At 68.5% G+C, this 26,084-nt stretch carries 28 protein-coding genes; 13 read left to right on the forward strand and 15 right to left on the reverse strand.

Annotation, left to right across the window (positions count from 1 at the left end; genetic code table 11):
• The first annotated feature begins 132 nt into the window (after window positions 1–132).
• Window positions 133–1,779 carry an ATP-binding protein gene (locus tag NDI86_RS05750; protein ID WP_310899447.1) on the forward strand — a complete coding sequence of 549 codons (1,647 nt, stop codon included), beginning with the start codon at window positions 133–135 and terminating at the stop codon, window positions 1,777–1,779.
• Here the strand turns inward: NDI86_RS05750 and meaB are convergent.
• From meaB to NDI86_RS05775, 5 genes are all read right to left on the reverse strand, one after another.
• Window positions 1,776–2,807: a methylmalonyl Co-A mutase-associated GTPase MeaB gene (gene meaB, locus NDI86_RS05755; RefSeq protein WP_310899448.1), complete on the reverse strand. Its 1,032-nt coding sequence runs from the start codon at window positions 2,805–2,807 to the stop codon at window positions 1,776–1,778. The two genes, NDI86_RS05750 and meaB, sit on opposite strands and share 4 nt — an antisense overlap.
• Window positions 2,804–3,223, reverse strand: a complete 420-nt coding sequence (locus NDI86_RS05760) for a cobalamin B12-binding domain-containing protein (protein WP_310899449.1) — start codon at window positions 3,221–3,223, stop codon at window positions 2,804–2,806. Before NDI86_RS05760 ends, meaB begins: the two co-directional genes overlap by 4 nt.
• A 69-nt stretch (window positions 3,224–3,292) precedes the next feature.
• On the reverse strand, window positions 3,293–3,568 hold the full coding sequence (locus NDI86_RS05765; protein WP_310899450.1) for a DUF7111 family protein: 276 nt from the start codon (window positions 3,566–3,568) through the stop codon (window positions 3,293–3,295).
• A gap of 89 nt (window positions 3,569–3,657) precedes the next feature.
• Window positions 3,658–4,086 carry a hypothetical protein gene (locus NDI86_RS05770; protein ID WP_310899451.1) on the reverse strand — a complete coding sequence of 143 codons (429 nt, stop codon included), beginning with the start codon at window positions 4,084–4,086 and terminating at the stop codon, window positions 3,658–3,660.
• 37 nt (window positions 4,087–4,123) lie between these two features.
• Window positions 4,124–6,253 (reverse strand): alkaline phosphatase PhoX, encoded by a 2,130-nt coding sequence (locus NDI86_RS05775; RefSeq protein WP_310899452.1) that lies wholly within the window; start codon window positions 6,251–6,253, stop codon window positions 4,124–4,126.
• Window positions 6,254–6,549: 296 nt separating this feature from the next.
• On the opposite strand from NDI86_RS05775, the gene NDI86_RS05780 reads away from it, so the two are divergent.
• Together NDI86_RS05780 and NDI86_RS05785 are read left to right on the forward strand one after the other, a co-directional pair.
• A complete protein-coding gene (locus tag NDI86_RS05780) occupies window positions 6,550–7,971 on the forward strand; it encodes an HTTM domain-containing protein (protein WP_310899453.1) in 1,422 nt (473 codons plus the stop codon).
• A gap of 39 nt (window positions 7,972–8,010) precedes the next feature.
• Window positions 8,011–8,298 carry a PadR family transcriptional regulator gene (locus NDI86_RS05785; protein WP_310899454.1) on the forward strand — a complete coding sequence of 96 codons (288 nt, stop codon included), beginning with the start codon at window positions 8,011–8,013 and terminating at the stop codon, window positions 8,296–8,298.
• Between the two features lie 22 nt (window positions 8,299–8,320).
• Here NDI86_RS05785 and NDI86_RS05790 read toward each other — a convergent pair whose 3' ends face one another.
• Window positions 8,321–9,178 carry a 3-hydroxyacyl-CoA dehydrogenase family protein gene (locus tag NDI86_RS05790; RefSeq protein ID WP_310899455.1) on the reverse strand — a complete coding sequence of 286 codons (858 nt, stop codon included), beginning with the start codon at window positions 9,176–9,178 and terminating at the stop codon, window positions 8,321–8,323.
• Between the two features lie 235 nt (window positions 9,179–9,413).
• Here NDI86_RS05790 and NDI86_RS05795 point away from each other — a divergent pair, with 235 nt between their 5' ends.
• Complete coding sequence (locus NDI86_RS05795) at window positions 9,414–10,292, forward strand: class 1 fructose-bisphosphatase (RefSeq protein ID WP_310899456.1); 879 nt, start codon at window positions 9,414–9,416, stop codon at window positions 10,290–10,292.
• 13 nt (window positions 10,293–10,305) lie between these two features.
• Here the strand turns inward: NDI86_RS05795 and NDI86_RS05800 are convergent, their stop codons facing one another.
• The gene (locus tag NDI86_RS05800; RefSeq protein WP_310899457.1) at window positions 10,306–12,390 is read right to left on the reverse strand and encodes a PKD domain-containing protein; all 2,085 of its coding nucleotides are present in this window, start codon (window positions 12,388–12,390) and stop codon (window positions 10,306–10,308) included.
• A 160-nt stretch (window positions 12,391–12,550) separates the two neighbouring features.
• Here NDI86_RS05800 and NDI86_RS05805 point away from each other — a divergent pair, with 160 nt between their 5' ends.
• Complete coding sequence (locus NDI86_RS05805) at window positions 12,551–14,320, forward strand: acyl-CoA carboxylase subunit beta (protein ID WP_310899458.1); 1,770 nt, start codon at window positions 12,551–12,553, stop codon at window positions 14,318–14,320.
• A 13-nt stretch (window positions 14,321–14,333) separates the two neighbouring features.
• Here the strand turns inward: NDI86_RS05805 and NDI86_RS05810 are convergent, their stop codons facing one another.
• Window positions 14,334–15,683, reverse strand: a complete 1,350-nt coding sequence (locus tag NDI86_RS05810; protein WP_310899459.1) for an FAD-dependent oxidoreductase — start codon at window positions 15,681–15,683, stop codon at window positions 14,334–14,336.
• 70 nt (window positions 15,684–15,753) lie between these two features.
• A complete protein-coding gene (locus NDI86_RS05815; protein WP_310899460.1) occupies window positions 15,754–15,906 on the reverse strand; it encodes a hypothetical protein in 153 nt (50 codons plus the stop codon).
• 129 nt (window positions 15,907–16,035) lie between these two features.
• On the opposite strand from NDI86_RS05815, the gene NDI86_RS05820 reads away from it, so the two are divergent.
• A complete protein-coding gene (locus NDI86_RS05820; RefSeq protein ID WP_310899461.1) occupies window positions 16,036–16,401 on the forward strand; it encodes a DUF5658 family protein in 366 nt (121 codons plus the stop codon).
• Between the two features lie 10 nt (window positions 16,402–16,411).
• Here the strand turns inward: NDI86_RS05820 and NDI86_RS05825 are convergent, their stop codons facing one another.
• On the reverse strand, window positions 16,412–16,861 hold the full coding sequence (locus tag NDI86_RS05825; RefSeq protein ID WP_310899462.1) for a MaoC family dehydratase: 450 nt from the start codon (window positions 16,859–16,861) through the stop codon (window positions 16,412–16,414).
• 75 nt (window positions 16,862–16,936) lie between these two features.
• On the opposite strand from NDI86_RS05825, the gene NDI86_RS05830 reads away from it, so the two are divergent.
• From NDI86_RS05830 to NDI86_RS05850, 5 genes are all read left to right on the forward strand, one after another.
• On the forward strand, window positions 16,937–17,770 hold the full coding sequence (locus NDI86_RS05830) for an HpcH/HpaI aldolase/citrate lyase family protein (protein WP_310899463.1): 834 nt from the start codon (window positions 16,937–16,939) through the stop codon (window positions 17,768–17,770).
• A gap of 42 nt (window positions 17,771–17,812) precedes the next feature.
• Window positions 17,813–18,211 (forward strand): PPOX class F420-dependent oxidoreductase, encoded by a 399-nt coding sequence (locus NDI86_RS05835; RefSeq protein WP_310899464.1) that lies wholly within the window; start codon window positions 17,813–17,815, stop codon window positions 18,209–18,211.
• A 73-nt stretch (window positions 18,212–18,284) separates the two neighbouring features.
• Window positions 18,285–19,541, forward strand: a complete 1,257-nt coding sequence (locus NDI86_RS05840; RefSeq protein ID WP_310899465.1) for a Glu/Leu/Phe/Val family dehydrogenase — start codon at window positions 18,285–18,287, stop codon at window positions 19,539–19,541.
• A gap of 395 nt (window positions 19,542–19,936) precedes the next feature.
• Window positions 19,937–20,422 (forward strand): SRPBCC family protein, encoded by a 486-nt coding sequence (locus tag NDI86_RS05845; RefSeq protein ID WP_310899466.1) that lies wholly within the window; start codon window positions 19,937–19,939, stop codon window positions 20,420–20,422.
• 81 nt (window positions 20,423–20,503) lie between these two features.
• Window positions 20,504–21,055, forward strand: coding sequence for an NAD(P)/FAD-dependent oxidoreductase (locus NDI86_RS05850; RefSeq protein WP_310899467.1), 552 nt, complete (start codon window positions 20,504–20,506; stop codon window positions 21,053–21,055).
• An 82-nt stretch (window positions 21,056–21,137) separates the two neighbouring features.
• On the opposite strand, the gene NDI86_RS05855 is transcribed toward NDI86_RS05850, so the two are convergent.
• A complete protein-coding gene (locus NDI86_RS05855; RefSeq protein ID WP_310899469.1) occupies window positions 21,138–21,935 on the reverse strand; it encodes an RIO1 family regulatory kinase/ATPase domain-containing protein in 798 nt (265 codons plus the stop codon).
• Window positions 21,936–22,010: 75 nt separating this feature from the next.
• Here NDI86_RS05855 and NDI86_RS05860 point away from each other — a divergent pair, with 75 nt between their 5' ends.
• Window positions 22,011–23,150 carry an acyl-CoA dehydrogenase family protein gene (locus NDI86_RS05860; protein ID WP_310899470.1) on the forward strand — a complete coding sequence of 380 codons (1,140 nt, stop codon included), beginning with the start codon at window positions 22,011–22,013 and terminating at the stop codon, window positions 23,148–23,150.
• A gap of 18 nt (window positions 23,151–23,168) precedes the next feature.
• Here the strand turns inward: NDI86_RS05860 and NDI86_RS05865 are convergent, their stop codons facing one another.
• The 4 genes from NDI86_RS05865 to NDI86_RS05880 form a co-directional block, all read right to left on the reverse strand.
• On the reverse strand, window positions 23,169–23,579 hold the full coding sequence (locus NDI86_RS05865; RefSeq protein ID WP_310899471.1) for a universal stress protein: 411 nt from the start codon (window positions 23,577–23,579) through the stop codon (window positions 23,169–23,171).
• A 42-nt stretch (window positions 23,580–23,621) separates the two neighbouring features.
• The gene (locus tag NDI86_RS05870; protein ID WP_310899472.1) at window positions 23,622–23,828 is read right to left on the reverse strand and encodes a helix-turn-helix transcriptional regulator; all 207 of its coding nucleotides are present in this window, start codon (window positions 23,826–23,828) and stop codon (window positions 23,622–23,624) included.
• Window positions 23,825–23,965 (reverse strand): hypothetical protein, encoded by a 141-nt coding sequence (locus tag NDI86_RS05875; RefSeq protein WP_310899473.1) that lies wholly within the window; start codon window positions 23,963–23,965, stop codon window positions 23,825–23,827. Before NDI86_RS05875 ends, NDI86_RS05870 begins: the two co-directional genes overlap by 4 nt.
• 86 nt (window positions 23,966–24,051) lie before the next feature.
• On the reverse strand, window positions 24,052–25,518 hold the full coding sequence (locus NDI86_RS05880) for an RtcB family protein (protein WP_310899474.1): 1,467 nt from the start codon (window positions 25,516–25,518) through the stop codon (window positions 24,052–24,054).
• Window positions 25,519–25,634: 116 nt separating this feature from the next.
• Here NDI86_RS05880 and NDI86_RS05885 point away from each other — a divergent pair, with 116 nt between their 5' ends.
• Window positions 25,635–26,066 (forward strand): universal stress protein, encoded by a 432-nt coding sequence (locus NDI86_RS05885; RefSeq protein ID WP_310899475.1) that lies wholly within the window; start codon window positions 25,635–25,637, stop codon window positions 26,064–26,066.
• Window positions 26,067–26,084 lie beyond the last annotated feature (18 nt).

The raw sequence follows: 26,084 nt of genomic DNA on the forward strand, positions 1-26,084 counted from the left end.
CAGGCGTCGGCGAGCCGCCGTCCACCCTGGACAGACTGCAGGTCGCGCATCGCAACACGAAGCCGCGCCCCTCACTTCTATATCAAACCTTTTATAAAACAAGGCGCTATTTATAAACCACTCTCGAACGTTATGCCAGCGCCCTCTCTCTCACCGCTCTACCTGGCATATCTGTTCGTGTTTACGCTCACCGCTGCCGCCTGCTTCGGTAGCGTCCTCAGCGCTCGCCGACTCGACGACGAGGAGGTCCGGAACGGGCTGGTCGGTCTGCTGGTCACCAGCGGGAGCTGGTCGCTGGCCCATCTGGGCTTTCTCGTGGCCCCGACGGTCGAACTCAAACTCGTGTTCTACCACGTGGGTCTGTTCGTGGGCCTCAGCACGGTCGGTCCGTGGCTGTACTTCTGCTCGGCGTTTACCGGCCGTAGCCTCCACCGGTCTGTCGGCCTCCGTCGGGCCGCAATCGGCGTCTTCGTGGCGCTCTCGCTCGTGAAGGTCACCAACCCGTTCCACCGGGCGTACTTCCGACCGGAGGTGGTGACACAGCCGTTTCCGTACGTCTCCATCAGCTCACAGCCGCTGCACTGGGTCGCGATGGGGTTGGCCTACGCGCTGGCGATGGTGGGCTATTTCATGCTGTTCGAACTGTTCCTGCGTGTCGGCCACGACACGCGGCCGCTGTTCGCGCTGGTCGGCGTGACCGGCCTCCCGGTCGTGCTGGACGTTTTCGGCGAGGTGAGTCCGCTGTTGCTGGATATCACCTACGAACCGCTGGGCGTCGCCGCCTTCGCCCTGGGCGTCCTGTTCCTCTTTCTCGACGACTTCCGCACGGTCCAGTTGGCCGGCGACCGGGACGACCCGGTCGTCGTGCTCGACGACCAGCATCACGTCCGGGACTTCAACCCGCGAGCGGCCGGGCTGTTTCCGGGCATAGACGTCGGGTCGCCAATCGAGGAGTTTCTACCCGGTATCGGCGACTACGTAGACGGCGCTGACCGGGACGCCGTCTACGGGGTCGACACGGCCGACGGCGCGCGGTACTACCAGCTCGCGGTCCAGTCGTTCTCCACCGACCGGAGCCGTCTCGGGACCGCTATCACGCTCACCGACGTGACCGAACGCGAGGAGTATCGTCGCGAACTGGAGCGCCAGAACGAGCGACTCGAACAGTTCGCCAGCATGGTGAGCCACGACCTCCGGAATCCGCTGACAGTCGCGCGCGGACGGGTCGATTACCTACGAGCCGCGGCGGACGACGAAGACGAACACCTCCGGGCGGTCGCCCGCGCCCACGACCGAATGGAGACGCTCATCGACGACGTGCTGACGCTGGCACGACAGGGCCAGTCGATAGACGAGCGCGAACGGGTCCGCCTGTCGGCAGTGACCACCGACGCCTGGGCGAGCGTCACCGCCGAGACGGCGTCGATGACTATCGAGCAGGACGGGTCCTTTCTCGCGGACGAAACGCGTCTCACACAGCTACTTGAGAACCTGTTCCGAAACGCGGTCGAACACGGCGGCGACGCCGTCACGGTCCGCGTCGGCGTTCTCGACGGCGGCGGCGGGTTCTACGTCGCCGACGACGGCGTCGGCATCCCCGAGACGGACCGTGAGCGCGTCCTCGAATCGGGCTACTCGACCGCGGAGGCGGGGACCGGGCTGGGCCTCTCTATCGTCACTGAGATAGCCCAGGCACACGACTGGGACATCGACGTGCGGACCAGCGCGGACGGCGGCGCCAGGTTCGAGATTCGCGGGATGACAGTCGAGACGACCTAACCGCGCTCGTCGAGACACTCCCGCAGGGGCGCAAGCACCTCGTCGACGACGGTGTAGGGGTCCGTCTGTCTGGCCATCACCGCGTCGACGGCCCCCTCGATGCCGCCCTGTCGGTCGAGTTCACCCGCCACCAGTCGGTTGGCGTCCTCGCGCAGCAGCGTCCGAATCTCGGCGGCGAAGCGGTCGCGGGCCTGCTGCTCGCGTCGGCCGGTCCGGTCGAGATACGCCCCGTGGTCGGCCAGCGCAGCGAGGAAGTCGTCGACCCCCTCGCCCCGGTTGGCGACCGTCTCGACGATGGGCGGGTCCCACGTCTCGGTCCCGGCGTCGCTTCCCGGCGGCTCGGGCGTCGCGTCGGCCATCTCGGCCCCGGACGCGCCGTGGTGGCCCGCCGTTCCCCGCCCCTGAAGCATCTCTCGAAGCTGCTGGACGGTTCTGTCGGCCCCGTCGAGGTCGGCCTTGTTGACGACGAACACGTCGCCGATTTCGAGGATGCCGGCTTTCAGCATCTGCACGTCGTCCCCGCTGCCCGGTGGGACGAGCACGGCCACGGTGTCGGCGGTCCGGACGATGTCGACCTCGTTTTGCCCGGCGCCGACCGTCTCGACGACGACGTAGTCCTTCCCGAAGGCGTCGAGCGCGGTGACGGCGTCCGTCGTCGCGGTCGAGAGCCCGCCCAGCGAGCCGCGGGCGGACATCGAGCGGAAGAACACATCCATGTCGCCGGCGTTCGAGGCCATCCGGATGCGGTCGCCCAGCACGGCGCCGCCCGAGTACGGCGACGAGGGGTCGATGGCGATGACGCCGACGGTTTTGCCCCGCTCGCGGTACTCGGCGGCGACCTTGTCCACCAGCGTCGACTTGCCCGCGCCCGGACTCCCGGTGACGCCGATGACCTCCGCGTGGCCGGTGTGTTCGTGCAGCGCGGAGACGACCTCGCGGTAGCCCGGCGACCGGTTCTCTATCTTCGTGATGACCCGGGCCAGCGCGCTGTGGCTCCCGGCGAGCAACCCCTCGACGAGGTCGCTCATCGCTCGGGGGCCTGCTCGCGGATGTAGCCTATCATCTCCTGCATCGACGCCCCGGGACCGAATATCTCGTCGACGCCCTGCTCGCGCAGTTCGTCCTGGTCGTCGTCGGGGACGATACCGCCGACCAGAATCAGACGGTCGTCGAAGGCGTCGTACTCCCGGAGCCCGTCGAGAATCTTCGGGACCAGCGTCTTGTGAGCCCCCGAGAGGATGGAGATGCCGACCACGTCGACGTCCTCCTGGACGGCGGCCTGGACGACTTCGTCGGGCGAGCGGTGGAGCCCGGAGTAGATGACCTCGAACCCCGCGTCCCGCAGCGCGCGGGCGATGACGTGGGCCCCCCTGTCGTGGCCGTCCAGGCCGACCTTCGCGACCAGACAGCGGATGGTGCGCTCCGCCTGCTGCTCTACGCTCATGCCAACGGCTACCACGTCATCGGGTTTGACTCTTGCCCCGTCCGTGGCCGAGAGTCGGGACCCTCCCAGTCACATCCCCATGTCGTCGGCCGCCTCGGGCACCGGGAGGGCACTGGGCGACGTGCCCAGCAGTTCGGCGGCGTGGTCCAGCGCCATGTCGAACCCGTAGTAGCGTTCGAGTTCGTCCCCGTCGGCGGTCGGCCGAACCTTCAGCATCGCGTACCCCTCGACGTTCTGGGCGATGGCGGCGGTGCCAGTCTCGCCCTCGAAGGTGAGCAGTCGCTCCGCCTCGGTCTCCCTGTACCGGGCCGTGATGCCGTTGCCCGTCGCTTCGGTCGCTGTCATTGGCTGGCGTTGGGACTGAGCCGCTTGAAAGCTGTCGGTCCGCGGTGGATTCGACTGCTTTCCTCCGGTCGGGTCGCTCGCGAAACCGGTCAGTCCAGCCCGCGCTCCCGGATGCCGGCCCTGATACGCTCCGCCCGCTTGCGGACTCTCGCGGCGTAGCGCTCTATCTTCTCCGGCTTCTCGCCGTAGAACGACGCCGCCCAGTAGACGTCGACGTTCGGCTGGGTGAGGAAGTACGCGACCAGCGTATCACGGCCCGCCTGGATGATGGTCGGCGGGACGCCTCGCTCGCCGGTGCCCGCCTCCTCGAACCCGTTCACGTCGAAGTAGACGTCGGCGTACAGTATCGCCGTCTCGGCATCGTCGAACGTCCGTCCGCAGTGGTCGGGGGCGTCGAACCGGTACCGGGTACCGTCGCCGTCTCGCCCCGGCACCTCGTGGATACGGACTCCGCAGGGGTGCGCTCGATACAACTGCTCGGTGTCGCCGTCCGTCGTCGGGGTGCCCGTCTGTGACATGTGTTGGTAGTGTCGCTCGATGTCGGTCGGGGCTCGGTCAGTTGCCGTTGCCGCGGCCCTTTCCGCTGGCTCGGCCCTTCCCGTTTCCGCGACCACCGGTCGCGCTCGCCGTCTCGCCCACGCCGTTTTGGGCCCCCTCGTCGGCCGGCGGTTCGTAGACGTAGAGGCCGTCGTTGGGGTACGAACGGGCCGGTCCGCCGAAGCCGTCCTCACAGCACAGCACCCGGCCGTCGTCCATCACGTAGACGTTGTCGACGTTGCGGAGCGCATCGTCGGCGTCCGCCGGCGGGTCAGTGAAGTCCGGGCCGACGATGACCGGTTCGAGCAGCGAGACGTCGTACTGCGGGCCGAGTTCCGCGCGGTAGACGACGCCGCCGTCGACGCGGTCCAACTGGATATCGCCCTCGTCGTCGGCCAGCGCGTCGTTGAACTCGGAGATGCCGAAGTAGACGTAGTCGCCCGGTCCCGCGCCGTCGACGCTGTCGACGCCCTCGGCCTTGTTGAACTCGATGGACGCGCCGATTTCCTTGGCGGCCGCTCGCGTCTCCAGGAACGGGACCCGTCGGAGGTCCTCGTCGACGCCGTCCGGCCCGTTCGCCTCGTACTGGTCGGCCCAGGCGACGATTTCCTCGTTCGTGACGTAGTTCTGGTTCCCGCCTTCGACGACCGCCCGGTCGGCTTCGGCCAGCGCCGCGTCGAGGTCGTCCTCCCAGTCGGTCTCGGCGTGAGCCTCCAGGTAGTCGACCTGCGTCACGTCGTCGTACTCGGCTATCCAGGACTCGACCTCGGCGTTCGTCGCCGTGCCGAGTTCCAGCCACTCGACCGACAGCGGGGTCTGGGCGGGGGAGTCACGTGCCTCGCCATCACCGGCGGCCTCGTCTGTAATCTCGGGCGCGTACAGGGTCCCCTCGATGTCCATCGGGTCCCGATAGCTCGACAGCGGCCGGTCGGCCTCGAACTTGTAGATGCCCTTGCTGTCGCCGTCGGAGCAGCCATACACCGTCTTCTCGTTGGCCTGGACGTTGGGGGCCTCCCAGGCGGCCCTGCCCATGACGTAGTACTTCACGGGCTTGGGCGTCTCCGCGGCCGGGTCGCGGATGTCGACGTGGTAGCCGTAGCGGCAGGGGTTGGGGTACACGTCGCCGATTGGTACCGTCGCGTTCTCGCCGTCGCCCTGGTCGACCGACTCGGCGCCCAGATAGTACGCGAGGAACTCGATACCGGAGAGCGCGAAGGCCCCCTGCGGATACCACGACTCGTCGTAGTACTCGCCCAGCGCGTCCGTGATGCCTGTCGGGTTCGGCCGGTTCCAGAACTGACAGGCGCCGACGACGCCCTCGCCGGTGCCAGCTTCGACGATGTCGCCGACCGTCGCGGTCAGCGAGACGCGCGGATGAGCGTAGTTCTCCTCGGAGGAGATCATCGTCCCCCACGGGCTCAGGTCACCGTAGCAGTTGATACGCGTGCCACCGACATCCCGGAACGCGTCGGTGTTGGCGAGGTTGCTGGCGTTCTCGAGGTCCGCCTCCCACTCGCCGTCTGCGGTCCGACTGAGCGGAATCCGAGAGATATTCCCCGGGCTGTTCTCCCAGCTGGTGAAGAGATACCCCGCCGTGCCGTCCTCGTTCGTCGGGACGAACTGGTTACAGTCCGGGTTGGTCCCGGCCGCGCCGTACTGCGTCCCCTCGAAGTTCGACATCGTGATGTCGGTGCCGTCGGGCGTCTGGGCGACACCGAGGCGTTCGGTTCCGCCGTTGATACTGTCCCGGCCGTTCGCGAAGAGGACGTACTCGCCTTCGGCCGCCCGGACCCGCCGTTGCTCGGCGTCCGTTTCGGGGACGGAGAGTTCCTCGAAGTCGTCGTTGTCGCCGTCGAGTTCGAACTGGAAGCCGCTGAAGTAGCCGACTCCGGCCGTGTCGAACGGCTCTTCGTTGTCTTCTTCGGGATGCTGGAGGCTGTAGAGGAGTGACCCGTCGGCGAAGACGAACGGCCCGGTGACCTCCGCGCCGAACGCCGTCGTCGAGAACCGCTTGAGTGACCCCACGACGCTCGGTGCACCCGGCGTGTCGCTCTCCGAAACGTCCCCGCTTGCCACGCCGACGACACTGGCACCGAGTGCCGCCGCGACCGTACTTGAAAGCAGCGCGCGCCGATTCATATCGACCATGCAGGTTACCGGTATCGTCTGTGTATAACAAACGTTTATATGAGATGACAATACCGCTGTTGTTCGGTACAGAGAGGGACGTGCATGAATACTGAACGACGGACGGATAACACGTATCGGTCGCGGCAATAGCCGACGCCGAGTCGGGCCTGCGCTCCCACGTCGTCGGCCGCCCCGGGTTCCCCGTCGCCCACTGATGGCGTCGGCCCTCGCTTCGGTCCAATTGGGACTGAACCGCTCGAAGCCCTCGGTCCGCGATGGAAGACTTATGTCCGCGACCGCTGTGGCTCCGGTACGTGACCGACCGCGCCGACGGCCTGCGTTTCGCCCTCGCCCGTCGCCTGGCTATCGACCGCCGGGCGCTCGCGGCGTTCCGCGTCGCCCTCGCGCTGGTCGTGCTCGTCGACATCGCGCGACGCGTCCCCGACGCCGGGGCCTTCTACACCGACGCCGGCGTGCTCCCGCGGTCGGTACTCGCCACGCTCTACCCGAGTTACGCCGCCGTCTCGCTACACGCCCTTTCGGGGGGCCTGTGGTTCCAGTTCTGCCTGTTCGCGCTGGCCGCCCTCGCCGCCGTCGCGCTGCTTGTCGGCTACCGGACCCGCCTTGCCGCCGTCGTCTCGCTGCTCTTGCTCGTCTCCGTCCAGTTGCGCAACCCGCTCGTGCTCAACAGCGGGGACGTGCTGTTGCGCCGCCTGCTGTTCTGGGGGGCCTTCCTCCCGCTGGGGAGCCACTGGGCGGTCGATGCCGGTGGGGACACTGGCGCCGATACTACCGACAGCGTGGTCGGGTTCGCCACCGCGGGGCTGCTCGCGCAGGTGGTCGTCGTCTACGCCACGAACGCGGTCGTGAAGCTCCGGGCCGACGTCTGGCTGCGGGGCGACGCGGTCCGCTACGCCTTCCAGCTCGACCACTTCACCGTCTTCCTCGGGGACGTCGTCGCCGGCTGGACACCCGCCCTGCGACTCGCGGCCTGGGGCTGGCTCGCCCTGCTGGTCTGCTCGCCGCTGCTGGTCGGGCTGACCGGTCGCGCCCGGGCGGCGTTCGTCGGGCTGTTCGCCGCGATGCACGCCGGGATGCTGGTGACGATGCAACTGGGCGTCTTCCCGCTGGTGTCGCTCGCCGGACTGGTCCCCTTGCTCCCGGGACGGTTCTGGGACCGCCTGGAGGCCCGGGCGGCCCTGCCCCGGCACGTGCCCGAGGTTCCCAGGACCCCGCTGGCCGAGCGCGTCCCGGCCCTCGCGAGCGGCGCTCGGGGCGTCGCCGCCCTCTGTCTGGCCGCGCTGGTGGTCGTCAACGCAATCGGACTCGGACTGGTCGCCGCGCCGGCGGGCACGCCCGAGCAGGTCCGCGAGCGCTCCTGGGACATGTTCGCGCCGTCGCCGCCGCTTGCGACCTGGTGGCTACAGGCGCCGGCCACCCTCACCTCGGGCGAGCGCGTCGACGCCGTCACCGGCGCGCCGTTCGACGCGTCGCGGCCGCCGGAGGTCGCGGCCGTCCACGGGAACGAGCGGTGGCGGAAGTTCTTCGCCGACGCCCGGCGCGACCCGCGGCTGCGCGAGTCGCTGGCGCAGTCCCTCTGTGCGCGCTGGAACCGGACCCACGACAGCGGGATGCGCGCCGTGGCGCTGTGGCTCGCGACCGAGCGGACCGCCCTCGACGGCCCCGAGACGGTCGAACGGGAGCGACTGGGGACGTATCGCTGCCGGTCGGCGTGAGTCGAAAGGACCGAGACGGGGCCGCTCCTCGTAGCTCCCATGGCGAAGTGGCTCCAGAGCGGCCGACGACGCGACATCTGTGTCCTGCTGGCGGCGGCCGAGGACGGCGAACTGGCCGGCCAGCGGCTCAAGACGCGGCTCGAATCCCGCTACGACACGCGAATCGACCCGAAGAGCTTCTACGGGGCGCTGGAGGCGATGGTCGACGGCGGGTTCGTCAGCCAGCGGACCGACGGCATCGCCGACAAGTACTCCCTGACCGACGCCGGGGAGGCCCGACTCCGCGAGCAGTTCGAGTGGATGTGCGAGAGCCTCGGCGAGGGCTGAGTGCGGTCCGACGGGGCCGAAGTCAGTCGTACTCGTAGAAGCCGACGCCGGTCTTCTTGCCCAGGTCGCCCGCCTCGACTTTCCGCTTGAGCAGGTACGCCGGTCTGTACCGGTCGCCCAGTTCGTCGTGGAGGGTCTCGCTGGCGTCGAGCACCACGTCCAGCCCGATATGGTCGGCCAGTTCCAGCGGCCCCATCGGGACGTTCGTTCCCAGTCGCAGGCCGCGGTCCACGTCGCCCTTCTCGGCGACGCCCTCGTCGTAGGCCCGGATACCCTCGTTAATCCAGGGCATGAGGACGCGGTTGACGACGAAGCCGGGCCTGTCGTCGGCCTCCCAGGTCTCCTTGTCCAGGTCGGCGGCGAACGCGTGGGCCAGGTCGACCGTCGCCTCGCTCGTGTGTTCGCCGACGACCACCTCGACCCCGGCCATCACCGGCACCGGATTCATGAAGTGCAGGCCGACGACCCGCTCCGGGCGGTCGACGGCGCTCGCGATGCTCGTAATCGAGAGCGTGCTGGTGTTGGTCGCGAGGACGGCGTCGGAACTGCAGGTCTCGGCGAGGGTGGCGAAGACCGACTGCTTGATATCGAGGTCCTCGGTGACGGCCTCGACCACGAGGTCGGCCCCGGCGAGCGCGTCGAGGTCGGTCGTCCCCTCGATGCGCTCGCGGGCGTCGTCGGCCGTCGCCCGGTCGACGGCGCCGCGGTCGACGACGCGGTCGAGGCTCGACTCGATAGCGTCGAAGCCGCTGTCGACGAACCGCTGTTCGACGTCGCGCATCACGACACGATAGCCCGCGACAGACGCCACTTGTGCGATGCCGCTGCCCATCGTCCCCGCGCCGACGACGCCGACGGTGTCGATATCGTCGAGTTCCATGGACCGTGTACGGACGGACCGTGCGTAAGCGTGCCGCCGCCGAGAAAACCATACGACTTCTGACTAATCTGTGGGGTGAGAATATATAACGTGGTATAATCCACAGATGGCGTGGGAATCGAGACTTTTACTCACATCGTAGTAAGTGTCAGTCTAAAGATACTTATGCCGGGCGCCTGAACGAACACACGACGAACCCCTCGGACCACTGCCCGACGTTCCACTAACTCCAGCAATGAGCGAATCACTCGACGCCTCGGCAACGAACGCCGACGCCACGGTCGCACAGGTCATCGACACCATCGCGGAAACCACGTCCGACGTCCGGACGGCAATCTTCACGGAGCGGGGCCATAGCGACTCGGTGAACCCGACCGGCGACGAGCAACTGGCCGCGGACCTGCGAGCGGACGAGATATTCGAGCAGCGCCTGCTCGCCATCGACGGCGTGGCAAGCTACGCCAGCGAGGAGCGCGCGGACGTGACCACCTCGACCGGCCGACTCCACGTCGCTCTCGACCCGCTCGATGGCTCCTCGAACCTCGAACCCAACAGCGGGATGGGCACCATCTTCTCGGTGTACACCGAGCGCCCGCCGACTAGCGGGCGGAACCTCGTCGCGTCGGGCTTCGTCGTCTACGGCCCGGTCACCTCGATGCTGGTGGCCCGCGACGGTCGCGTCCGCGAGTACCTGCTCGACGATGGCGAGAAGCGCCTCGTCGACAACGACGTGACGCTCCCCGACGAGCCCACCGTCTTCGGCTTCGGCGGCGGCGTCGAATCCTGGACCGACGAGTTCGAGCCGGTCGCCGAGGAGATTCGCGAGGAGCTCAAACTGCGCTACGGCGGGGCGATGGTCGCCGACATCAACCAGGTACTGACCTACGGCGGCGTCTTCGCCTACCCCGCGCTTCAGTCCCGGCCGGAGGGCAAGCTCCGCCTCCAGTTCGAGGGCCACCCGATGGCCTATATCGTCGAGTCGGCCGGCGGCCGCTCCTCGAACGGCGAGGGCTCGCTGCTCGACGCCGAACCCGACGAGATTCACGAGCGAACCCCGCTGTACCTGGGGAACGACGAACTCATCGACCGCATCGAGTGCGCCGTCGAGCGGTAGCACGGCCGCGTTTTCAGTAGCCGAGATATATCGCCAGTGCCTTCAGGACGCCGTAGACGACCACGACGAGCCCGACGAACGCGCCCAGCACCGTGCCGACGATACCGCTGGGCCACAGCGCCAGCGGGTTCGGCAGGCCCGCGACCGTTCCAGTGATAGAACCGGGCAGCAGCGACCCGCCACTCGACGCGCTCACGTTCGCGACTGCCGTCCCCGCCACCGACAGTTCCCCCTCGGCCGTGAGATTCTGCTCGTAGCTTCGCGTCCGTGTCGTTCCCGCCGGAACAGCTATCTCGTAGGTGGCGATACTGCTGTCGTTGAGGCGGACGCTGAACGGATACGTCCCGTTCGCCGTCCCCCGATTAGTTGCGGTCACGCTCACCAGAACGGTCTCGCCCACGCTCGGCGCCGTCTCGTCGACCGTCACGTTCGTCACGGTGATGTCGGGCCGGGGCGCGGGCTGGGAGCCAGAGGCCGTCCCGTCGCTCGACTGGGACGGCGACTCGGTGCCGTCCGACTCCGCGGTCGTCAGTACGTCGGTATCCGACGATTCTTCGGTGTCGGTCTCCCCGTCGCCGGGCGGTTCGGCCGACCCGGACGAGGCCGTCGCGCTCGCCGGTTCGGTTCCTACGGCGAACTGCGAGAGCCCCGGGGCCGTGGCCTGGTAGGCCACCCGGTCGTCCGTCCGGCTGACGACCGACGTGGGCAGCGGCGTCCAGCCGTCGGCGTCCCGGTACAGGACGACCGCGCCGGGCGCCACGCCGGTGCGGTTCAGGGCCGCCCTGTCGACGCTGAACCTGACGCTCGCGCGGTCGGCGGGGGTCGCGTGGTCGACGTGGAACAGCCCGAACGACTGGCCGTCGAAGGCGGCCGGGGACGCGTCTGTGGCCTGGAATCGGAGCGAGACGGACGTGTTCACCGGGAACGCGGCGCTGACCCGGTCCAGGGCGACGGTGTCGGTTCGGACGAGGCTGCCGTTCTCGGCGCGGACCTGCTGGACGAGTCCGGTCCCCCTGACGGTGGCGTTGGCGCGTGTGGCGTTCAGCGGCGTGACGGTGACCGGACTGTCCGCGGTCTTCCGGACCCGAATCTGTCTCGTCTCGACCGCCGTGTGGCCCTCGCTGTCGGTCACTTCCAGCGTGATGTCGTGGCGGCCGGCGGCCGCGAAGGCCACCCGGATGGATGGCCCGGACAGCACCGTGGCGCCGTCGATTCGCCAGCGGTAGCTGTCGATACCGTCCTCGTCGACCGTCTCGGCGGCGCTGAAGTTCACCGTCGTCTCGACCGTCGTCACCTCGGGCCCGTCGACGACGACCTCCGGCGCCGAGTCCTCGTAGCGGAACTGCCGCATCCGCGACATCACCCGCGGGTTGCCCGAGCGGTCGACGGCGCGCTCCCAGACGAAGCTGTAGGCGCCGTACTCGGGGACGGTGTAACGGGTCTCGAACGTCGTGTTCGACCCGTCGACGGCAGTGAAGTTCGCCCTCGTGAGTCGGTCGGTCGCCGGTCCGGTGACCGCGACGGCCAGTTCGGTCAGGGGTTCGTTCGCCGCCACGCGCACCGCGACCGTGTCGGCGTCGACGCGTGTCAGCGCGAACCGCTCGAATTCGGGGACGAGCGTGTCCATCCCGGTCACGGTCTTGGAGCCACTCGTCAGTTCGTTGTCCTCCGCGTCGGCGATGGCGCCGTTCGATGCGAACCCGACGGTGACGGTGTCGACGTTCAGGCGGTCTTCCAGCAGCAGCGTCACGGTCAGTCCCCCGTCGGCCGGCTCGACCGAGAGGTTGGAGATGTTCCCGGCGCTGACGGTGAAATCGCCCGCCGCGATACTCCCGCGGTCGATGGTGCTGTTGTCGGTGAACGTCAACTCGATCTGCGTCGGCGCCGCCTTCGTCGCCGTCTCCCACGTGGGTGCCTCGGTGTCGTTCTCCCCGAGCGCCTGCGTTTCGGTCGCCGTCGCCGGGCCGGTCACGGCGAGCAGCACCGCCACCAGTGAGAGGGTCACGAGGAGCCAGCGACCGGCACGGAACCGACAGCTACCCGTCATAAACTCATCTGTGACCCCTCGCATACACGCCAGTTGCCCGGCGTCGACCATCAATGACCCGGCACCATTACAGCCGATGATAATCACGTCGGACGGGACGACACCTGTCGACGCACGGCGTCGATTAGCTCCGACAGCCCCGGCCTCGGCCACCACGTCCCGGGCCGTCACGACGACAACCCGTATCACCCCTCGGGCCGTGTGGTGTGGTATGAAGGTGCGTATCGCCGCGGCGGCCAGCCGGGACGAGGCCGCTGCCATCGCCGCGGCCGTGGCCGAACACGTCGGCGAGACCGTCGAGGTGTACGTCGGTGACGGCGACGAGCCGACGCTGGTCCGGGAGGTGGCCGAGACGGACGGGGCCGACGGCGGCGATGCGGACGCCGCCGCGACCGACCCCGGCCCGACCGACCGGGAGCGTCGCCTCCGCGAGGAGATAACCGACATCGAACGTGGCGGCCCGGAGAAGTACCGCGAGCGCCTCGCCGACCAGGGGAAGCTGTTCGTCCGGGACCGACTCGAACTGTGGTTCGGCGAGGGCGGGCTGGAGTTCGAGGACGGCCGCTTTGCGAACTTCGACGGCTGGCACGGGGCGAGTCCGGACGTCGACGAGTACGACCCCGAGACGCGGCTCCCGGCCGACGGGCTCGTCACCGGCGCTGGCACGCTCGACGGGCGGCAACTGCACGTCGGGGCCAACGACTTCACCGTGAAGGCCGGCTCGGTGGCGAAACACGGCGTCGAGAAGTTCATCCGCCTCCAGGAGCGGGCCCTGAAGACCGGGCGACCGGCGCTGTATCTCGTCGACTCCTCGGGCGGGCGCATCGACCAGCAGCGGGGCTTCTTCGCCAACCGCGAGGGCATCGGGAAGTTCTACTTCAACCACTCCCGCATCTCGGGCGTCGTCCCCCAGATTTGCGTCCTCTACGGTCCCTGTATCGCCGGCGCGGCCTACACCCCCGTCTTCTCCGATTTCACCGTGATGGTCCGGGGAATGAGCGCGCTGGCTATCGCCTCGCCGCGGATGGTCGAGATGGTCACCGGCGAGGACATCGAACTGGACGAACTCGGCGGCCCCGACGTCCACGCGCGCCACTCCGGGAGCGCCGACCTCGTTGCGGACGACGAAGAACACGCGAGAGACCTCGTCGCCCAGCTTATCCGCTATCTCCCCGACAACTGCGACGAGACGCCACCGAGCGCCGACCCCGTCGAGCCGACGAAATCGCCGTCGGGCCTCGACGGCGTGATTCCCCAGGAACCGAACAAGGGATACGACATGCACCGGGTCGTCGAGCGCGTCGTCGACGGGGGCTCCTTCTTCGAACTCCAGCCCGAGTACGGGAGAGAGATACTCACCGGCTTCGCCCGCATCGACGGGCGGTCGGTCGGCGTGGTCGCGAACCAGCCCGCCCACCGCGCGGGCGCTATCTTCCCTGACTCGGCCCGCAAGGCCGCAGAGTTCGTCTGGAAGTGCGATGCGTTCAACGTCCCGCTGCTGTATCTCTGTGACACGCCGGGCTTCATGGCCGGCTCGGGCGTCGAGAAGGAGGGCATCCTCGAGGCGGGCAAGAAGATGATATACGCCACGAGCGAGGCGACGGTTCCAAAGCAGTGCGTGGTGGTCCGGAAGGCCTACGGCGCGGGCATCTACGCCATGTCCGGCCCGGCCTACGACCCGGAGGCCACGCTGGCCCTGCCCAGCGGCGAGATAGCCATCATGGGGCCCGAGGCGGCCATCAACGCCGTCTACGCCAACAAGCTCGACGCCATCGACGACCCCGAGGAACGGGCCGAGCGCGAGCGGGAGTTACGGGAGCAGTACCGCGAGGACATCGACGCCCACCGGATGGCGAGCGAGGTCGTCATCGACGAAATCGTCCCGCCGGGGGACCTGCGGGCCGAGCTCGCGGCCCGTTTCGAGCTGTACGAGACCGTCGAGAAGGACCGTCCCGAGAAGAAACACGGGACGATTCTGTAGCCCCGGGCCGCTGTCACCGTCGGGGACCGAGTACCCGGCGGAGGACGCCCGGCCGGAACAGTCGGCTCGGGGGTTCTTCGAGGGTCATCACGCGGACGAACGCCGCCGCCACCACCGGGTCGGTGTGTGCGCGGTCGACGAGCCGGGAGAGGTAGCGCCCGACGAGCGCGGTGCCGGTCGGTCGCGGCCCGGTCGTCGCCTCGAACCCGAAGTCGTTGCCCACCGCCAGCCGCCAGGCCACGTCGGCGACGGCCGTCGCGCGGTCGAAGTAGCGCGGCGCGAGGCTCTCTGGGTCGCCCGCCGCCGCGAGCGCGTGGTGGAGCGCGAGCGCCTCCAGCGCCGCGACGGACATCCCCTGGCCGTACAGCGGGTTGTAGCTGGCGATGGCGTCGCCCAGCACCACGAGGCCATCGGGGAACCGGTCGAGCGACTCGTACCGGTAGCGGCGGCTCGAAGGGAACGGGTAGTAGTCGACGTCGCCGGTCCAGTCGTGGTCGGCCGCGAGGGCTGCCAGTTCCGGCACTGGCAGGCTCTCCAGGAAGGACACGAGCTCCTCAGTCTCCGTCGGCGGGTGGTCCCCGTGCAGGCCGTTCACGTTCACCACCCAGCGGTTGTCCTCCACCGGGGCTGCCATCCCACCGCGGGTCCGGGGCGGGTCCGGGGGGACGATGTACGTCCGGTGGTCCCTGTCCGGTCGCTCCAGGTAGGTCGTGCTGTAGGCGAGGTCGACGGAGACCTCCTCCAGGTCCGGCGGCGCGTAGCCGTGGGTGTCGAGCCACTCCGGCGTCCGACTGGTCCGCCCGGTGGCGTCGACCACGAGCGACGCGTCGAGGGTGGTCTCGTCGCCCTCCCGGCGGACGAGCACCCCCTCAACACGCGTCTGGTCCGGCGTGGACCGGTAGTCGACGAACTGCGTGTTCGGACGGATGTCGACGCCGTCGAGGGCTGTCACCCGCTGGCGGAGCAGCAGTTCGATGAGGGGTCTGGTCGCCCCGACCGTCTCGATTCGCCGGGGGCCGTCGGCCAGGTAGTCACCCCCGGTGTAGAACCCCACGTCGCTGTTGAAGTCCGTCACCACACCGCCGGCCCGGACGAGCTCCGTCCCGAAGCCCGGAAAGAGGTCAGCGAGCGTCTCCCGGCCGGCGACGAGGAGCACGTGCGGGTGTCGCCCCTGTGGAACGCTGGGTCGCGGAGTCGGGTCGGTCGGCAACGGGTCGCGCTCGACGACGGTGACACGCTCGAAGTGGTCCGACAGGACCCGCGCCGAGAGCAGCCCGCCGACGCCCGCGCCGAGGACCACCGCACGGTCGGCCCGCTCCGTGGGCCGACTGGTCTGGTAGCGGGGCACTGTCTGGAGAGTCATCGCTCCACCCCATTACCGTTGGATTCCCTACGTGTTAGCTGTTAGCATTACACACGTTTTGGCCCGTGACTCATTGGAGCCAGGGCTGGTCGGTGGGCGCGAACTGGTGCCCGCAGGCCGGACAGACGACGAGGCGGGTGCCGTCGGCGTGGACTGCCTCGAAGCGGGTCGTCCAGTCCCGGTGTCCACACTGCGGACATCGGCGCCGGAGTGGCGGAATCACGTCTCCGACTACGCCCCGCAGTCGAAAGTCGTTGTCGGGCTATCTGGGGAATCGAAGAACTTATTTCTGAATCAGTTATGTTGAATTAACAAGGTCTGAACACACCAATAGGGTGGTCTGGGGGATACGATGTGGTTGCTTGACCGTCCGGTCCGTCGATGGACCATCGACCGGTGGGGGAATCGAGCGCTCGACTTGCTGGCGAGCGTCGAGCGAGAGCTGTGGGTCGTCGTCGCGGTGGCGCTGCTCGCGGACGTCTACCTGACACAGACCGGGCTCCAGGCCGGACTCGGCGAGGGGAACCCACTCGTCCGGCGCCTCATCGAGACGTTCGGCATCGCGGCGCTGGCCGCACTCAAGGTTGGGGTCGTAGGGCTGGCCGGGGTCGTCCGCGAACTGGTGCCCGAGCGCCAGGCGCCGACGATTCCGCTCGGGGTGGCTCTCCCGTGGGTCGTCGCCGTCTGCGTCAACGGGACACTGCTACTGGGTCACTGAGGCCGCGTCGCTAAGCCTCGGCGCGCTCGACCAGCGCGGTCCGCTCGAACGCACAGACCAGGGTGTCCTCGCCGTTGTAGACGTCGACTTGCATCGTGACGACGCCCCGGTCGCCGTCGCTCGTGGGCCGCTTGTCCAGTACTGTGGTCTCCGCCCGGAGCGTGTCGCCGTGGAAGACGGGCGCGGGGTGTTCGACCGCGTCGTACGCGAGGTTGGCGACGATGGTCCCGTCGGTGGTGTCGGGGATGGTCAGCCCGACGGCCAGCGACATCGTGTACAGCCCGTTGACCACCCGCTCGCCGAAGGTCGTCTCGGCGGCGAAGTCGGCGTCCAGGTGGAGGGGCTGCTGGTTCATCGTGAGGTCACAGAAGCGCTGGTTGTCGCTCTCGCTGACCGTCCGTCGGCGGTCGTGTTCGATGGTCTCGCCCTCGGTGAACGCCTCGTAGTACAGCCCGGCCATACGGCGACAACGCCGCCGCGGTCCTTAGCCGTGTGGGAGCACATCACTTACCTCCGGCCGGGACGAACCGGGACCATGGCCCGCCGAAGCATCCTGTTTTCCCCCGGCGACGACGCCGAGAAACTGCGGAAGGCGGTGGGATTCGACGCCGACGTGGTCGTCTTCGACCTCGAAGACGCCGTGGTCCCCGACGCGAAGGCGGCGGCCCGCGAGACCGTCCGCGAGGCGCTGGCCGCCGTGGTACCGGCCGACTGTGAGGTCTGCGTGCGCGTGAACCCGGTGGGCCGTGGCGCGGCCGACGACGTGGCCGTCGCCCTGTCGGGGGCCGTGCCGGACTCTGTCATGCTCCCGAAGACCGGCGGGGCCGAGGACGTGAGTGGGCTCGCGACGCTGCTCTCCGAGGCTGGCGTCGACTGCCCGGTACTGGCGCTCGTCGAGTCCGCCGCGGGCGTGCTCCACGCCGAGGCCGTCGCCGCCCACGACGCGACCGACGCGCTGGTTTTCGGCGCGGAGGACCTCGCCGGCGACATCGGGGCGACCCGCACCAGCGAGGGCGGGGAACTCGCACACGCTCGCCAGCACGTCGTCCTCGCGGCGCGCGCGGCCGGTGTCGTACCAATCGACACCCACTACCCCAACTACACCGACGACGCCGGCCTCCGCACCGAGGCCGAGCGGGCCGTCGAACTGGGATACGACGGCAAACTCGCCGTCCACCCCGGACAGGTGGCCGTCATCAACGACCTCTTCACGCCCGGGCCCGACCGCGTCGCGTGGGCCGAGCGGCTGCTTTCCGCCCGCGAGGAGGCCGACGGCGGCGTCTTCGTCGTCGACGGCGAGATGGTAGACGCGCCCCAGATACGCCAGGCAGAGCGGGTGCTGGAGCGTGCCGGCGTCGACCGGGAGTGAGCCCGCCCCACAACTAACTACCTCTGTCGCGTTGGCCGATACATGGCGACGATACCAGAGCAGTACCACGACCTCTTCGAGAAGGCGACGTTCGCCCACGTGACGACGATGCTCCCCGACGGGCGGCCCCACACCACGCCGGTGTGGGTCGACTACGACGCCGACGACGACCGCCTGCTCGTCAACACGGAGCGCCACCGCCGGAAGGCCAAGAACGTCGACCGGGACCCGACGGTGTCGGTCAGCATGACCGACCCGGACGACCCCTATCGGTTCCTCTCGGTCACCGGCGAAGTCGACGCGGTGACGACCGAGGGCGCCCGCGACCACATCGACGAACTCGCCGGGCGCTACATGGGTGAGGCCGAGTATCCCCAGCCAATCCAGAGCGAGCGGGTCGTCCTGCGTATCCGCCCCGACGACGTGTTCCACGGCGGGTGAGCCCGCCGTTCCGGGGGTAAAAGCGCCCATGTGCGGCGGTATCCTTTTGCCGTCACTCACTCACTCCTAGGGTATGTCTGACGAGGTGAACCCGTTCGAGAGTCTGCAGGAGCAGATCGACGACGCCGCCGCCTACCTCGAATACCCGACCGACGTGCTGGAGCGGCTGAAACACCCCGAGCGGGTGCTGGAGACGAGCCTCTCGGTGGAGATGGACGACGGCTCCATCGAGGTGTTCACCGCCTTCCGCTCGCAGTTCAACGGCGACCGCGGCCCCTACAAGGGCGGCATCCGCTACCACCCGCAGGTCTCCCGCGACGAGGTCAAGGCCCTCTCGGGCTGGATGGTGTACAAGTGTGCCGCCGTCGGCATCCCCTACGGCGGCGGCAAGGGGGGCATCCGTCTCGACCCGCGCCGCTACTCCGCGAGCGAAATCGAGCGTATCACCCGGTCGTTCGCGAAAGAGCTGCGTCCCTTCATCGGCGTCGACAAGGACATTCCCGCACCCGATGTCAATACCGGCCAGCGGGAGATGAACTGGATAAAGGACACCTACGAGAAACTGGAGAACACGACCGAGCCGGGCGTCATCACCGGGAAGGCGCCCGAATCGGGCGGGAGCGCGGGCCGGGTCGAGGCGACGGGCCGGTCGGTGATGCTCACCACGCGCGAGGCGTTCGACTACCTGGGCAAGGACATCGACGGCGCCACCGTCGCCGTCCAGGGCTACGGCAACGCCGGCTCCGTCGCCGCGAAGCTCATCGACGACCTCGGCGCGAACATCGTCGCCGCCTCCGACTCCTCGGGCGCCATCCACAACCCCGACGGGTTCGACGCCCGCGCCGCGAAAGACCACAAACGCGAGACGGGGTCGCTCGCCGGCTTCGAGGGCGCCACCGAGGAGTTCTCCAACGAGGACCTGCTGACGATGGACGTGGACCTGCTGGTCCCCGCCGCCCTGGAGAACGCCATCGACCGCTCCATCGCCCAGAACGTCGAGGCCGACGTCATCGTCGAGGCCGCGAACGGGCCGCTCACGCCCCGCGCCGACGACGTGCTGACCGACCGCGACGTGGCCGTCTTCCCCGACATCCTCGCCAACGCCGGCGGCGTCACCGTCTCGTACTTCGAGTGGGTGCAGAACCGCCAGCGGTTCTACTGGTCCGAGGAGCGCGTCAACGACGAACTCGAGACCATCATCACGAACGCCTTCGAAACCCTCGTCGACACCTACGAGCGCACCGACGCGCCGAACTTCCGGACGGCGATGTACGTCGTCGCCATCGAGCGGGTCGTCGATGCGGCCGAGGAAGGCGGTATCTGGCCCTAGCAATAACAGTCGATTATTCGGCAACCAGTTCTGAGAGCCAGAAAGCCCCGACTGGCTCCGGTCGGGGGGCTCGCTGCGCGCTTCGTCACTCCCTCCGGTCGTTCCTGCAGTGCTTACGTCGTCCGCCTTCCCGGAGCCAGTCGCCCCTTTCAGTCCCATCCATCGCTGTTTGACCAACCAGCTGCGGGCGGGACTGAAAGGGGCGGCCTGCTACACGAAGGCGGACGATGCAAGCACCGCAATGAGCGAAGTGAATGAGGAGCGCAGCGAGTCCCCCGAGTGTAGCAGGCCGGGGCTTTCTGGCTGTTCTCGTTCCGGACCACGTCGAAAACATAGGATTCGATTACTCCTAGCCGACCGCTGGAGTTTTGTTCCGCTCGCCCCAACGTAATACCATGCCCGTTTTCGAGCGCGAGGTCCGCGTGGCGGCGCCGCTTTCGGACGTGTGGGAGTTCCACGCGACCGCCGACGGCCTCGTGGCCCTGACCCCCGACTGGATGCACCTCCGCGTCGAGGAGAGCCACGGGCCAGACGGCGAGCGCGACCCGGCGGAACTGGTGGCGGGTTCGACCGTCGTCTCCTCGATACAGCCCTTCGGCGTCGGCCCGCGCCAGCGGTGGGTCTCCGAAATCGTCGCCCGCGACGAAGGCGACCACGAGGCGATGTTCCGGGACGTGATGCGGGAGGGGCCGTTCCCGGAGTGGGAACACACCCATCAGTTCCGCGCCGCGGGGGACCTCGCGACCATCGTCCACGACCGCGTGGAGTACGAACTGCCCGGCGGGCAACTCGGCCGACTCGCCGGGCCGCTCGGCTTCGTCGGCATGGAGCCGATGTTCCGCTTTCGCCACCGGAAGACGAAGGAGCTACTGGAGGCCTGACGGCTCCCGGCGGCCCGCCCAGGCCCGTCGACTCTGTCCCCTCGAACAGGCATTTCAGTGTCGCGCGTGAATAGCCACTGTATGACGGACGTCATCGTCGTCGGCGGCGGTCCCGCCGGCCTCAGCGCGGCACTGTTCACGGCGAAGAACGGCCTCGACACCGTGGTCTACGACACGGACGAGACGTGGATGCACAAGGCTCACCTGTTCAACTACCTCGGCATCGACTCGAAGGACGGCACCGAGTTCGTCGAGGACGCCCGCGAGCAGGTCGCGGAGTTCGGCGTCGACATCACCGAGAGCGAAGTCACCGGCATCGAACAGGACGGCGACGGGTTCGCCGTCACCACCGGGGACGGCGACGCGACGGCGCAGTACCTGGTCCTCGCGACCGGTGCCGACCGCTCGCTGGCCGAGGAGCTGGGCTGTGACTTCGACGGCGACCTCGTCGACGTGGACCTCTCGATGGAGACCAGCGTCTCGGACGCCTACGCCACCGGCGCGATGGTCCGGGACCAGGAGTGGCAGGCCGTCATCTCCGCGGGCGACGGCGGCGCCGCGGCGCTGGATATCCTCTCGAAGGAGGAGGGCGAGCACTTCCACGACTTCGACGTCCCGGCCGACGCGGAGTAGCCGGTCGCTCGGCGACCGCTCACGGCTCGCTGTCGCTCACCGTTCGCCATGACGCGGTTCTCGCTGTTCGCGAGCACCGCGCTCAATCGGCAGCCCGTTCGATAGCGCCCCGGAGAATCGCCGCCTCGAAGTCGTGGTCCGGCCGGATGTTGACGAAGTCGAGGAACTCCTCGGCGGCCAGCAACTCCTCGGTCGTGTAGTGCTCCCTCGCCGCCGCGACGGCGGCGTGGGCGCCGACGAGCGGCTCAAGCGCGCCCAGGGCACAGGCCACGTCGTAGGCCCGGGCGTCGGCGATGGCCGCCTCGCGGACGCTGGTGGCGTCGATGAAGTACAGGTCGCCGTTTGCGACCAGGACGTTCTCCGAGCGGAAGTCGCCGTGGGCCAGCCCGGCCTCGTGCATCCGGTGGAGGTAGTCGAAGACGGTGTCGGCGTGACAGCGGACCGCCTCCGTGGGGAGTTCGTCCAGCGTCCGGAACTCTCGCAGGTACTCCAGGACGATGACACCCAGCCCCTCGTACTCGAAGGCCTCGATGGGTTCGGGGGCGTTGACGCCCAGTTCGCGCATCCGGTCGGTCGCCGCCAGTTCGTGTTCGGCCATCTCGTAGGGCGTCCCGAAGTGTTCGAAGAAGCCGGCCGTCCCCGAGGAGAACGCGCCGATGTTCCGGCCCGTCGTCAGCAAGGCGTGGACCAGCGAGTTCTGCGGGGTGATGACCTTCACGAACCAGCGGTCCTCGACGACCATCGGCGTCGAGAGCCAGTTGTCGGCCTCCAGGAAGTGGACGCGGCCGCCGCGCTCGCCGTAGCGGGACAGCACCGCGCGGCTGACACCCTCAAGTTGCGACCACGGGACGGTCCCGCGGAGGAGCCGTCGGAACGCCACGGCGGAGAGAGGCGAGGCCGACTGATAGATGTTGTGTCCCACATGGTATTTGTCGACAGGGGACATACCCGGCGTATGGAGTTCACGCTCCCGGCGGAACACCGCCACGTTCGGACGGCCGTGCGGGAGTTCTGCGAGGACGAAATCGAGCCCATCGCCCAGGAAATCGAGGACGAGGGCCGCTTCCCCGCGGAGATTTTCGACCGTCTCGGGGACCTTGAGATGATGGGCGTCCCCGTCGACGAGCGCTGGGGCGGGCTTGGCGGGGACACGCTCATGTACGCCGTGGTCTGTGAGGAACTGGGTCGTGTCTCCGGGGCGGTCGGGCTCTCCTTTGCCGCACACACCTCGCTGGGGAGCAAGCCCGTCGAGGCGTTCGGGACGGACGCCCAGCGCGAGCGCTGGCTCGAACCGCTTGCGACGGGCGACCACCTTGGCGCCTGGGCGCTGACCGAACCCGGCAGCGGCAGCGACGCCAGCGACATGGACACCACGGCCGTCCGGGACGGCGACGAGTACGTCATCGACGGCATCAAGCAGTTCATCACGAACGCCTCCGTCGCGGGCTCCGTCCTGGTCAAGGCGGTCACGGACCCCGACGCCGGCTACGACGGCATCTCGACGTTCGTCGTCTCGCCCGCGGACGACGGCTGGACCGTCACGGAGGAGTGGGAGAAGATGGGGCTGAACGCCTCGCCGACCTGCGAACTCCAGTTCGACGGCTGTCGGGTCCCGGCCGACCGCCTGCTGGGCGCGGAGGGCGAGGGCTGGAGACAGACCAAGCAGACGCTCGACGGCGGGCGCATCTCCATCGCGGCGCTGTCGGTCGGGCTGGCACAGGGGGCCTTCGAGGCCGCCAGGGAGTACGCCACCGAGCGCGAGCAGTTCGGCCGCCCCATCTCGACGTTCGACGCCGTCCGTGACGAGATAGTCGAGATGGACCGCAAGATAGAGCGCTCCCGGCTGCTCACCCAGAAGGCGGCGACGATGTACGACGACGGGCGGGACGTGACCCGCATCGCCTCGCTGGCGAAACTCGACGCCAGCGAGACGGCCCGCGAGGTCGGCGAGGCGGCGGTGCAGGTGCTGGGCGGCTACGGCTACCTCACCGACTACGCGCCCCAGCGGTTCTATCGGGACGCGAAGCTGATGGAAATCGGCGAGGGGACCAGCGAGATTCAGCGGCTGGTGCTGGGCCGCGAACTGGGTCTGTGAGTCCCCTACCCCGCGGACTCAGTCGTCGAGGCGCGGAACCACGGTCACGGGCACCGTCGTCTCGTTGACCACGGCGAAGGCGGCGTCGCCGCTGCGGAGCCGTCCGCGCAACCCCTTGTGCTCGTGGCCCATGACGATGTGCGTGATGTCGACGTCCTCGGCGATTTCGAGCAGTTCGTGGGCGATACGGGCGCCGGGCCGGCGGCTGTGCCGGCCGACGTACTCCAGCGCGACGGTCGCCTCGACCGGCTCGTCGGCCAGCCGTTCCGCGATGGCGTCTCGCATCCGTTCCGCGGCCCGGTCCGCGTCGGCGTCGTCGACGAGATGGACGACGTACAGCGGCGTGTCGAGCGCCGCGCCGAGCCGGACGGCCGTGTCGAGGACACGGTCCGAGGCCTCGTCGTCGGCGACTGCGACCAGGATGGTCATACGCATCCTACGTCCCGCGGGAAAATATCGTTTATCTACTACCTACGCGGACCCGTCGATGTCGGGGTCGAAGAGCTCTTCGACCGCGCAGTCGAACTGCGCCGCGAGTTTGAAGGCGAGTTCGAGCGAGGGGTCGTAGCGCTCGCGCTCGATGGCGTTGATGGTCTGGCGGCTCACGCCGACGGCGTCGGCGAGTTCGCCCTGGCTCAGCCCGTCGCGACTCCGGTACTCGTCGAGTGTGTTGTTCATGACCTGCGGCGGTGATAGATGTAGGCCACGCCGAAGGCGATAAACAGTCCGATGTGACCGTACAGCGTGCCCCACACGACGGCGGGAACGGTGTCGTCGGGGCGCCGCGTGGTCCCGGGGAATTCGGTGGCCGTCATGGTGTAAAGTTAGCTTTACAGTAAAGTGTACTTTACAGCCGTACTTAGTTCTACCGGAAGAGACGACCGCCGCCGGTCGCGACCGCTCAATCCGTCGATTTCAGGTTGTGTACCGGGTCGAGCCACTCGACGACCTCGGCGGTCGGGGACAGCGCCGCCGCGATGCGCTCGGCGTCCTTGTAGGCCATCGGGGCCTCGTCGCGGACGCCCTCGACGACCGACTCGGAGTAGACGCCGTCCATCGCCGCCGCGAAGTCGTTCATGTCGACCACGTCGTGGGCCTTCCGGCGGCTCATCACCCGCCCCGCGCCGTGGGGCGCGGTCTGGTGCCACTCGTCGTTGCCCAGTCCGCGGGCGATGACCGACCCCTTCGCCATGTTAAAGGGGACGACGAGGCGCTGGCCCTCGCGGGCCGGCGTCGCGCCCTTCCGGATGGTCATATCCCTGAAATCGATGTAGTTGTGTACTGACTGGAAGCGCTCGACCGGTTCGACACCCAGCGCCTCACAGACGGCGTCGCTCATCAGTTCGCGGTTCCAGCGGGCGTACTGCTGGGCAAAGAGCATGTCGACGTAGTAGCCGTGGGCCTCCCGACCCTCCAGCCAGTCGAGGTCGGTGTTCCGGTCGTCCTCGCCGAGGTCGTCCCGGACCGCCGTCTGCAACTGGCCCAGCGTGTCGAAGGCGTCCTCGATGTCGCTCCCGTCGAGTTCGCGGCGCAGGCGCTCCTTGTCGATGTAGGACTCGCCCATCCCGCCGGTGACCCAGGTGTAGAGGTCGCGGGACTCGACCGTGTCGGGGTCGAACTGCAGGTAGTCGGTGTACTCGTCGGGAATCGACTCGCGGATACCGTCGATAGCCCGGCGGTCCGTCGCCGTTCCCTGCCAGTACTGGGCGACGGACATCCCCAGGTATCGCGACCCGCTGTGGACGACGAGCCAGTAGTCGCCCGACTCCCGTCCCTTCGCGAACTCCACGAAGTGGTTGCCCCCGCCCAGCGTCCCGGCGCTCTTGATGACGTGGTCTATCCCCTGGCGCTGGTCGGCCAGCACACGGTCACAGAGCGCCTCGAAGTAGTCGCCGTCGTAGCCGGTGAAGTCGAACTCGATGGGGTCGATACGCTCGGCGAAGCGGTCGGCGAAGGCGGCGTCGAAGCGTTCGAAACGGTCGTTGGCGCGCTCGAACGGGAACTCGGAGACCAGGTGGGGCGCGTCGTCGTAGTCGTGGACCGACCGGCCCATGGGGACGGCCTCGCGGACCCGGCGCTCGCGCTCGGCGTCCGAAAGCGGGAGTTCCGTGCCGAGGTTCGTCGCCGCCATCCCACAGCCCACGTCCACACCGACGATGTTCGGGACGACGCGGTCGGCCAGCGGCATCGTGAACCCGATGGGCGCGCCCGCTCCCCAGTGGGTGTCGGGCATGATGCGTACGGGCTCGGTGAACGCGGGATGGTCGATGAGTTCCTGAATCTGGGCCATGCACTGCTCCTCGACCAGCGACTCGTCCTCGACCATCACGCGCGCCGTGGTGTGGGTCCCCTCCAGCTCGATTGGCATCGTCGGAGCTAGTCCGGACGGCGATTTGAAGGTCACGGTACCGCCCGGTGCGAGCGATTCCCGCGCCGTGAGAACAGCTCTCGGCGCTTTTTAACGCCAGCGTCGAACAGCAAACTATGCGATACACAGTTGCGACGGACGGGTCCGAGGAGTCCGACGACGCCATCCGACACGCGGCGGTCCACGCGGGGGCGCTCGGCGCGACGCTTGACATCGTCCACGCTATCGAACCGGAAGCCGAGCTACGGAACGGCGAGCTCGTCCTCCCGGGGAGCGACCGGGCGACGGAACTGGGCCGAGAGACGCTCGCCGCGGGACGCCAGGTGGCCGAGGACGTCGCCCGAGAGCGCGACGCCGACTTCGAAATCGAGACGCGTCTGCTGGCCGGGCGACCGGCCGACGCGATAACCGACTACGCAAACGAGAGCGGCGCCGACGCTATCTACGTCGGCCACAGGGGACTCACCGAAGAGCGCGAGATGGTTCTTGGCAGCGTCGCGAAAAGCGTCGTCGATAAGGCGACTGTCCCCGTGACCGTCATCCGCTGACGCTGGACAGTCCGGGGG

This window comes from Haloarcula onubensis (assembly GCF_031624605.1).
Lineage (GTDB): Archaea > Halobacteriota > Halobacteria > Halobacteriales > Haloarculaceae > Haloarcula > Haloarcula onubensis.

Excerpts from the sequence above, each read along its gene's own strand:
- NDI86_RS05775 (WP_310899452.1), bottom strand. The coding sequence starts at position 6,253 with ATGGTCGATATGAATCGGCGCGCGCTGCTTTCAAGTACGGTCGCGGCG.
- NDI86_RS05870 (WP_310899472.1), bottom strand. The coding sequence starts at position 23,828 with ATGAACAACACACTCGACGAGTACCGGAGTCGCGACGGGCTGAGCCAG.
- NDI86_RS05810 (WP_310899459.1), bottom strand. The coding sequence starts at position 15,683 with ATGACTCTCCAGACAGTGCCCCGCTACCAGACCAGTCGGCCCACGGAG.
- NDI86_RS05770 (WP_310899451.1), bottom strand. The coding sequence starts at position 4,086 with ATGTCACAGACGGGCACCCCGACGACGGACGGCGACACCGAGCAGTTG.
- NDI86_RS05835 (WP_310899464.1), top strand. The coding sequence starts at position 17,813 with ATGGCGACGATACCAGAGCAGTACCACGACCTCTTCGAGAAGGCGACG.
- NDI86_RS05845 (WP_310899466.1), top strand. The coding sequence starts at position 19,937 with ATGCCCGTTTTCGAGCGCGAGGTCCGCGTGGCGGCGCCGCTTTCGGAC.
- NDI86_RS05760 (WP_310899449.1), bottom strand. The coding sequence starts at position 3,223 with ATGAGCGTAGAGCAGCAGGCGGAGCGCACCATCCGCTGTCTGGTCGCG.
- NDI86_RS05825 (WP_310899462.1), bottom strand. The coding sequence starts at position 16,861 with ATGGCCGGGCTGTACTACGAGGCGTTCACCGAGGGCGAGACCATCGAA.
- NDI86_RS05750 (WP_310899447.1), top strand. The coding sequence starts at position 133 with ATGCCAGCGCCCTCTCTCTCACCGCTCTACCTGGCATATCTGTTCGTG.
- NDI86_RS05860 (WP_310899470.1), top strand. The coding sequence starts at position 22,011 with ATGGAGTTCACGCTCCCGGCGGAACACCGCCACGTTCGGACGGCCGTG.
- NDI86_RS05875 (WP_310899473.1), bottom strand. The coding sequence starts at position 23,965 with ATGACGGCCACCGAATTCCCCGGGACCACGCGGCGCCCCGACGACACC.
- NDI86_RS05880 (WP_310899474.1), bottom strand. The coding sequence starts at position 25,518 with ATGCCAATCGAGCTGGAGGGGACCCACACCACGGCGCGCGTGATGGTC.
- NDI86_RS05805 (WP_310899458.1), top strand. The coding sequence starts at position 12,551 with ATGAAGGTGCGTATCGCCGCGGCGGCCAGCCGGGACGAGGCCGCTGCC.
- NDI86_RS05840 (WP_310899465.1), top strand. The coding sequence starts at position 18,285 with ATGTCTGACGAGGTGAACCCGTTCGAGAGTCTGCAGGAGCAGATCGAC.
- meaB (WP_310899448.1), bottom strand. The coding sequence starts at position 2,807 with ATGAGCGACCTCGTCGAGGGGTTGCTCGCCGGGAGCCACAGCGCGCTG.
- NDI86_RS05830 (WP_310899463.1), top strand. The coding sequence starts at position 16,937 with ATGGCCCGCCGAAGCATCCTGTTTTCCCCCGGCGACGACGCCGAGAAA.
- NDI86_RS05785 (WP_310899454.1), top strand. The coding sequence starts at position 8,011 with ATGGCGAAGTGGCTCCAGAGCGGCCGACGACGCGACATCTGTGTCCTG.
- NDI86_RS05800 (WP_310899457.1), bottom strand. The coding sequence starts at position 12,390 with ATGGTCGACGCCGGGCAACTGGCGTGTATGCGAGGGGTCACAGATGAG.
- NDI86_RS05885 (WP_310899475.1), top strand. The coding sequence starts at position 25,635 with ATGCGATACACAGTTGCGACGGACGGGTCCGAGGAGTCCGACGACGCC.
- NDI86_RS05865 (WP_310899471.1), bottom strand. The coding sequence starts at position 23,579 with ATGACCATCCTGGTCGCAGTCGCCGACGACGAGGCCTCGGACCGTGTC.
- NDI86_RS05850 (WP_310899467.1), top strand. The coding sequence starts at position 20,504 with ATGACGGACGTCATCGTCGTCGGCGGCGGTCCCGCCGGCCTCAGCGCG.
- NDI86_RS05820 (WP_310899461.1), top strand. The coding sequence starts at position 16,036 with ATGTGGTTGCTTGACCGTCCGGTCCGTCGATGGACCATCGACCGGTGG.
- NDI86_RS05765 (WP_310899450.1), bottom strand. The coding sequence starts at position 3,568 with ATGACAGCGACCGAAGCGACGGGCAACGGCATCACGGCCCGGTACAGG.
- NDI86_RS05795 (WP_310899456.1), top strand. The coding sequence starts at position 9,414 with ATGAGCGAATCACTCGACGCCTCGGCAACGAACGCCGACGCCACGGTC.
- NDI86_RS05790 (WP_310899455.1), bottom strand. The coding sequence starts at position 9,178 with ATGGAACTCGACGATATCGACACCGTCGGCGTCGTCGGCGCGGGGACG.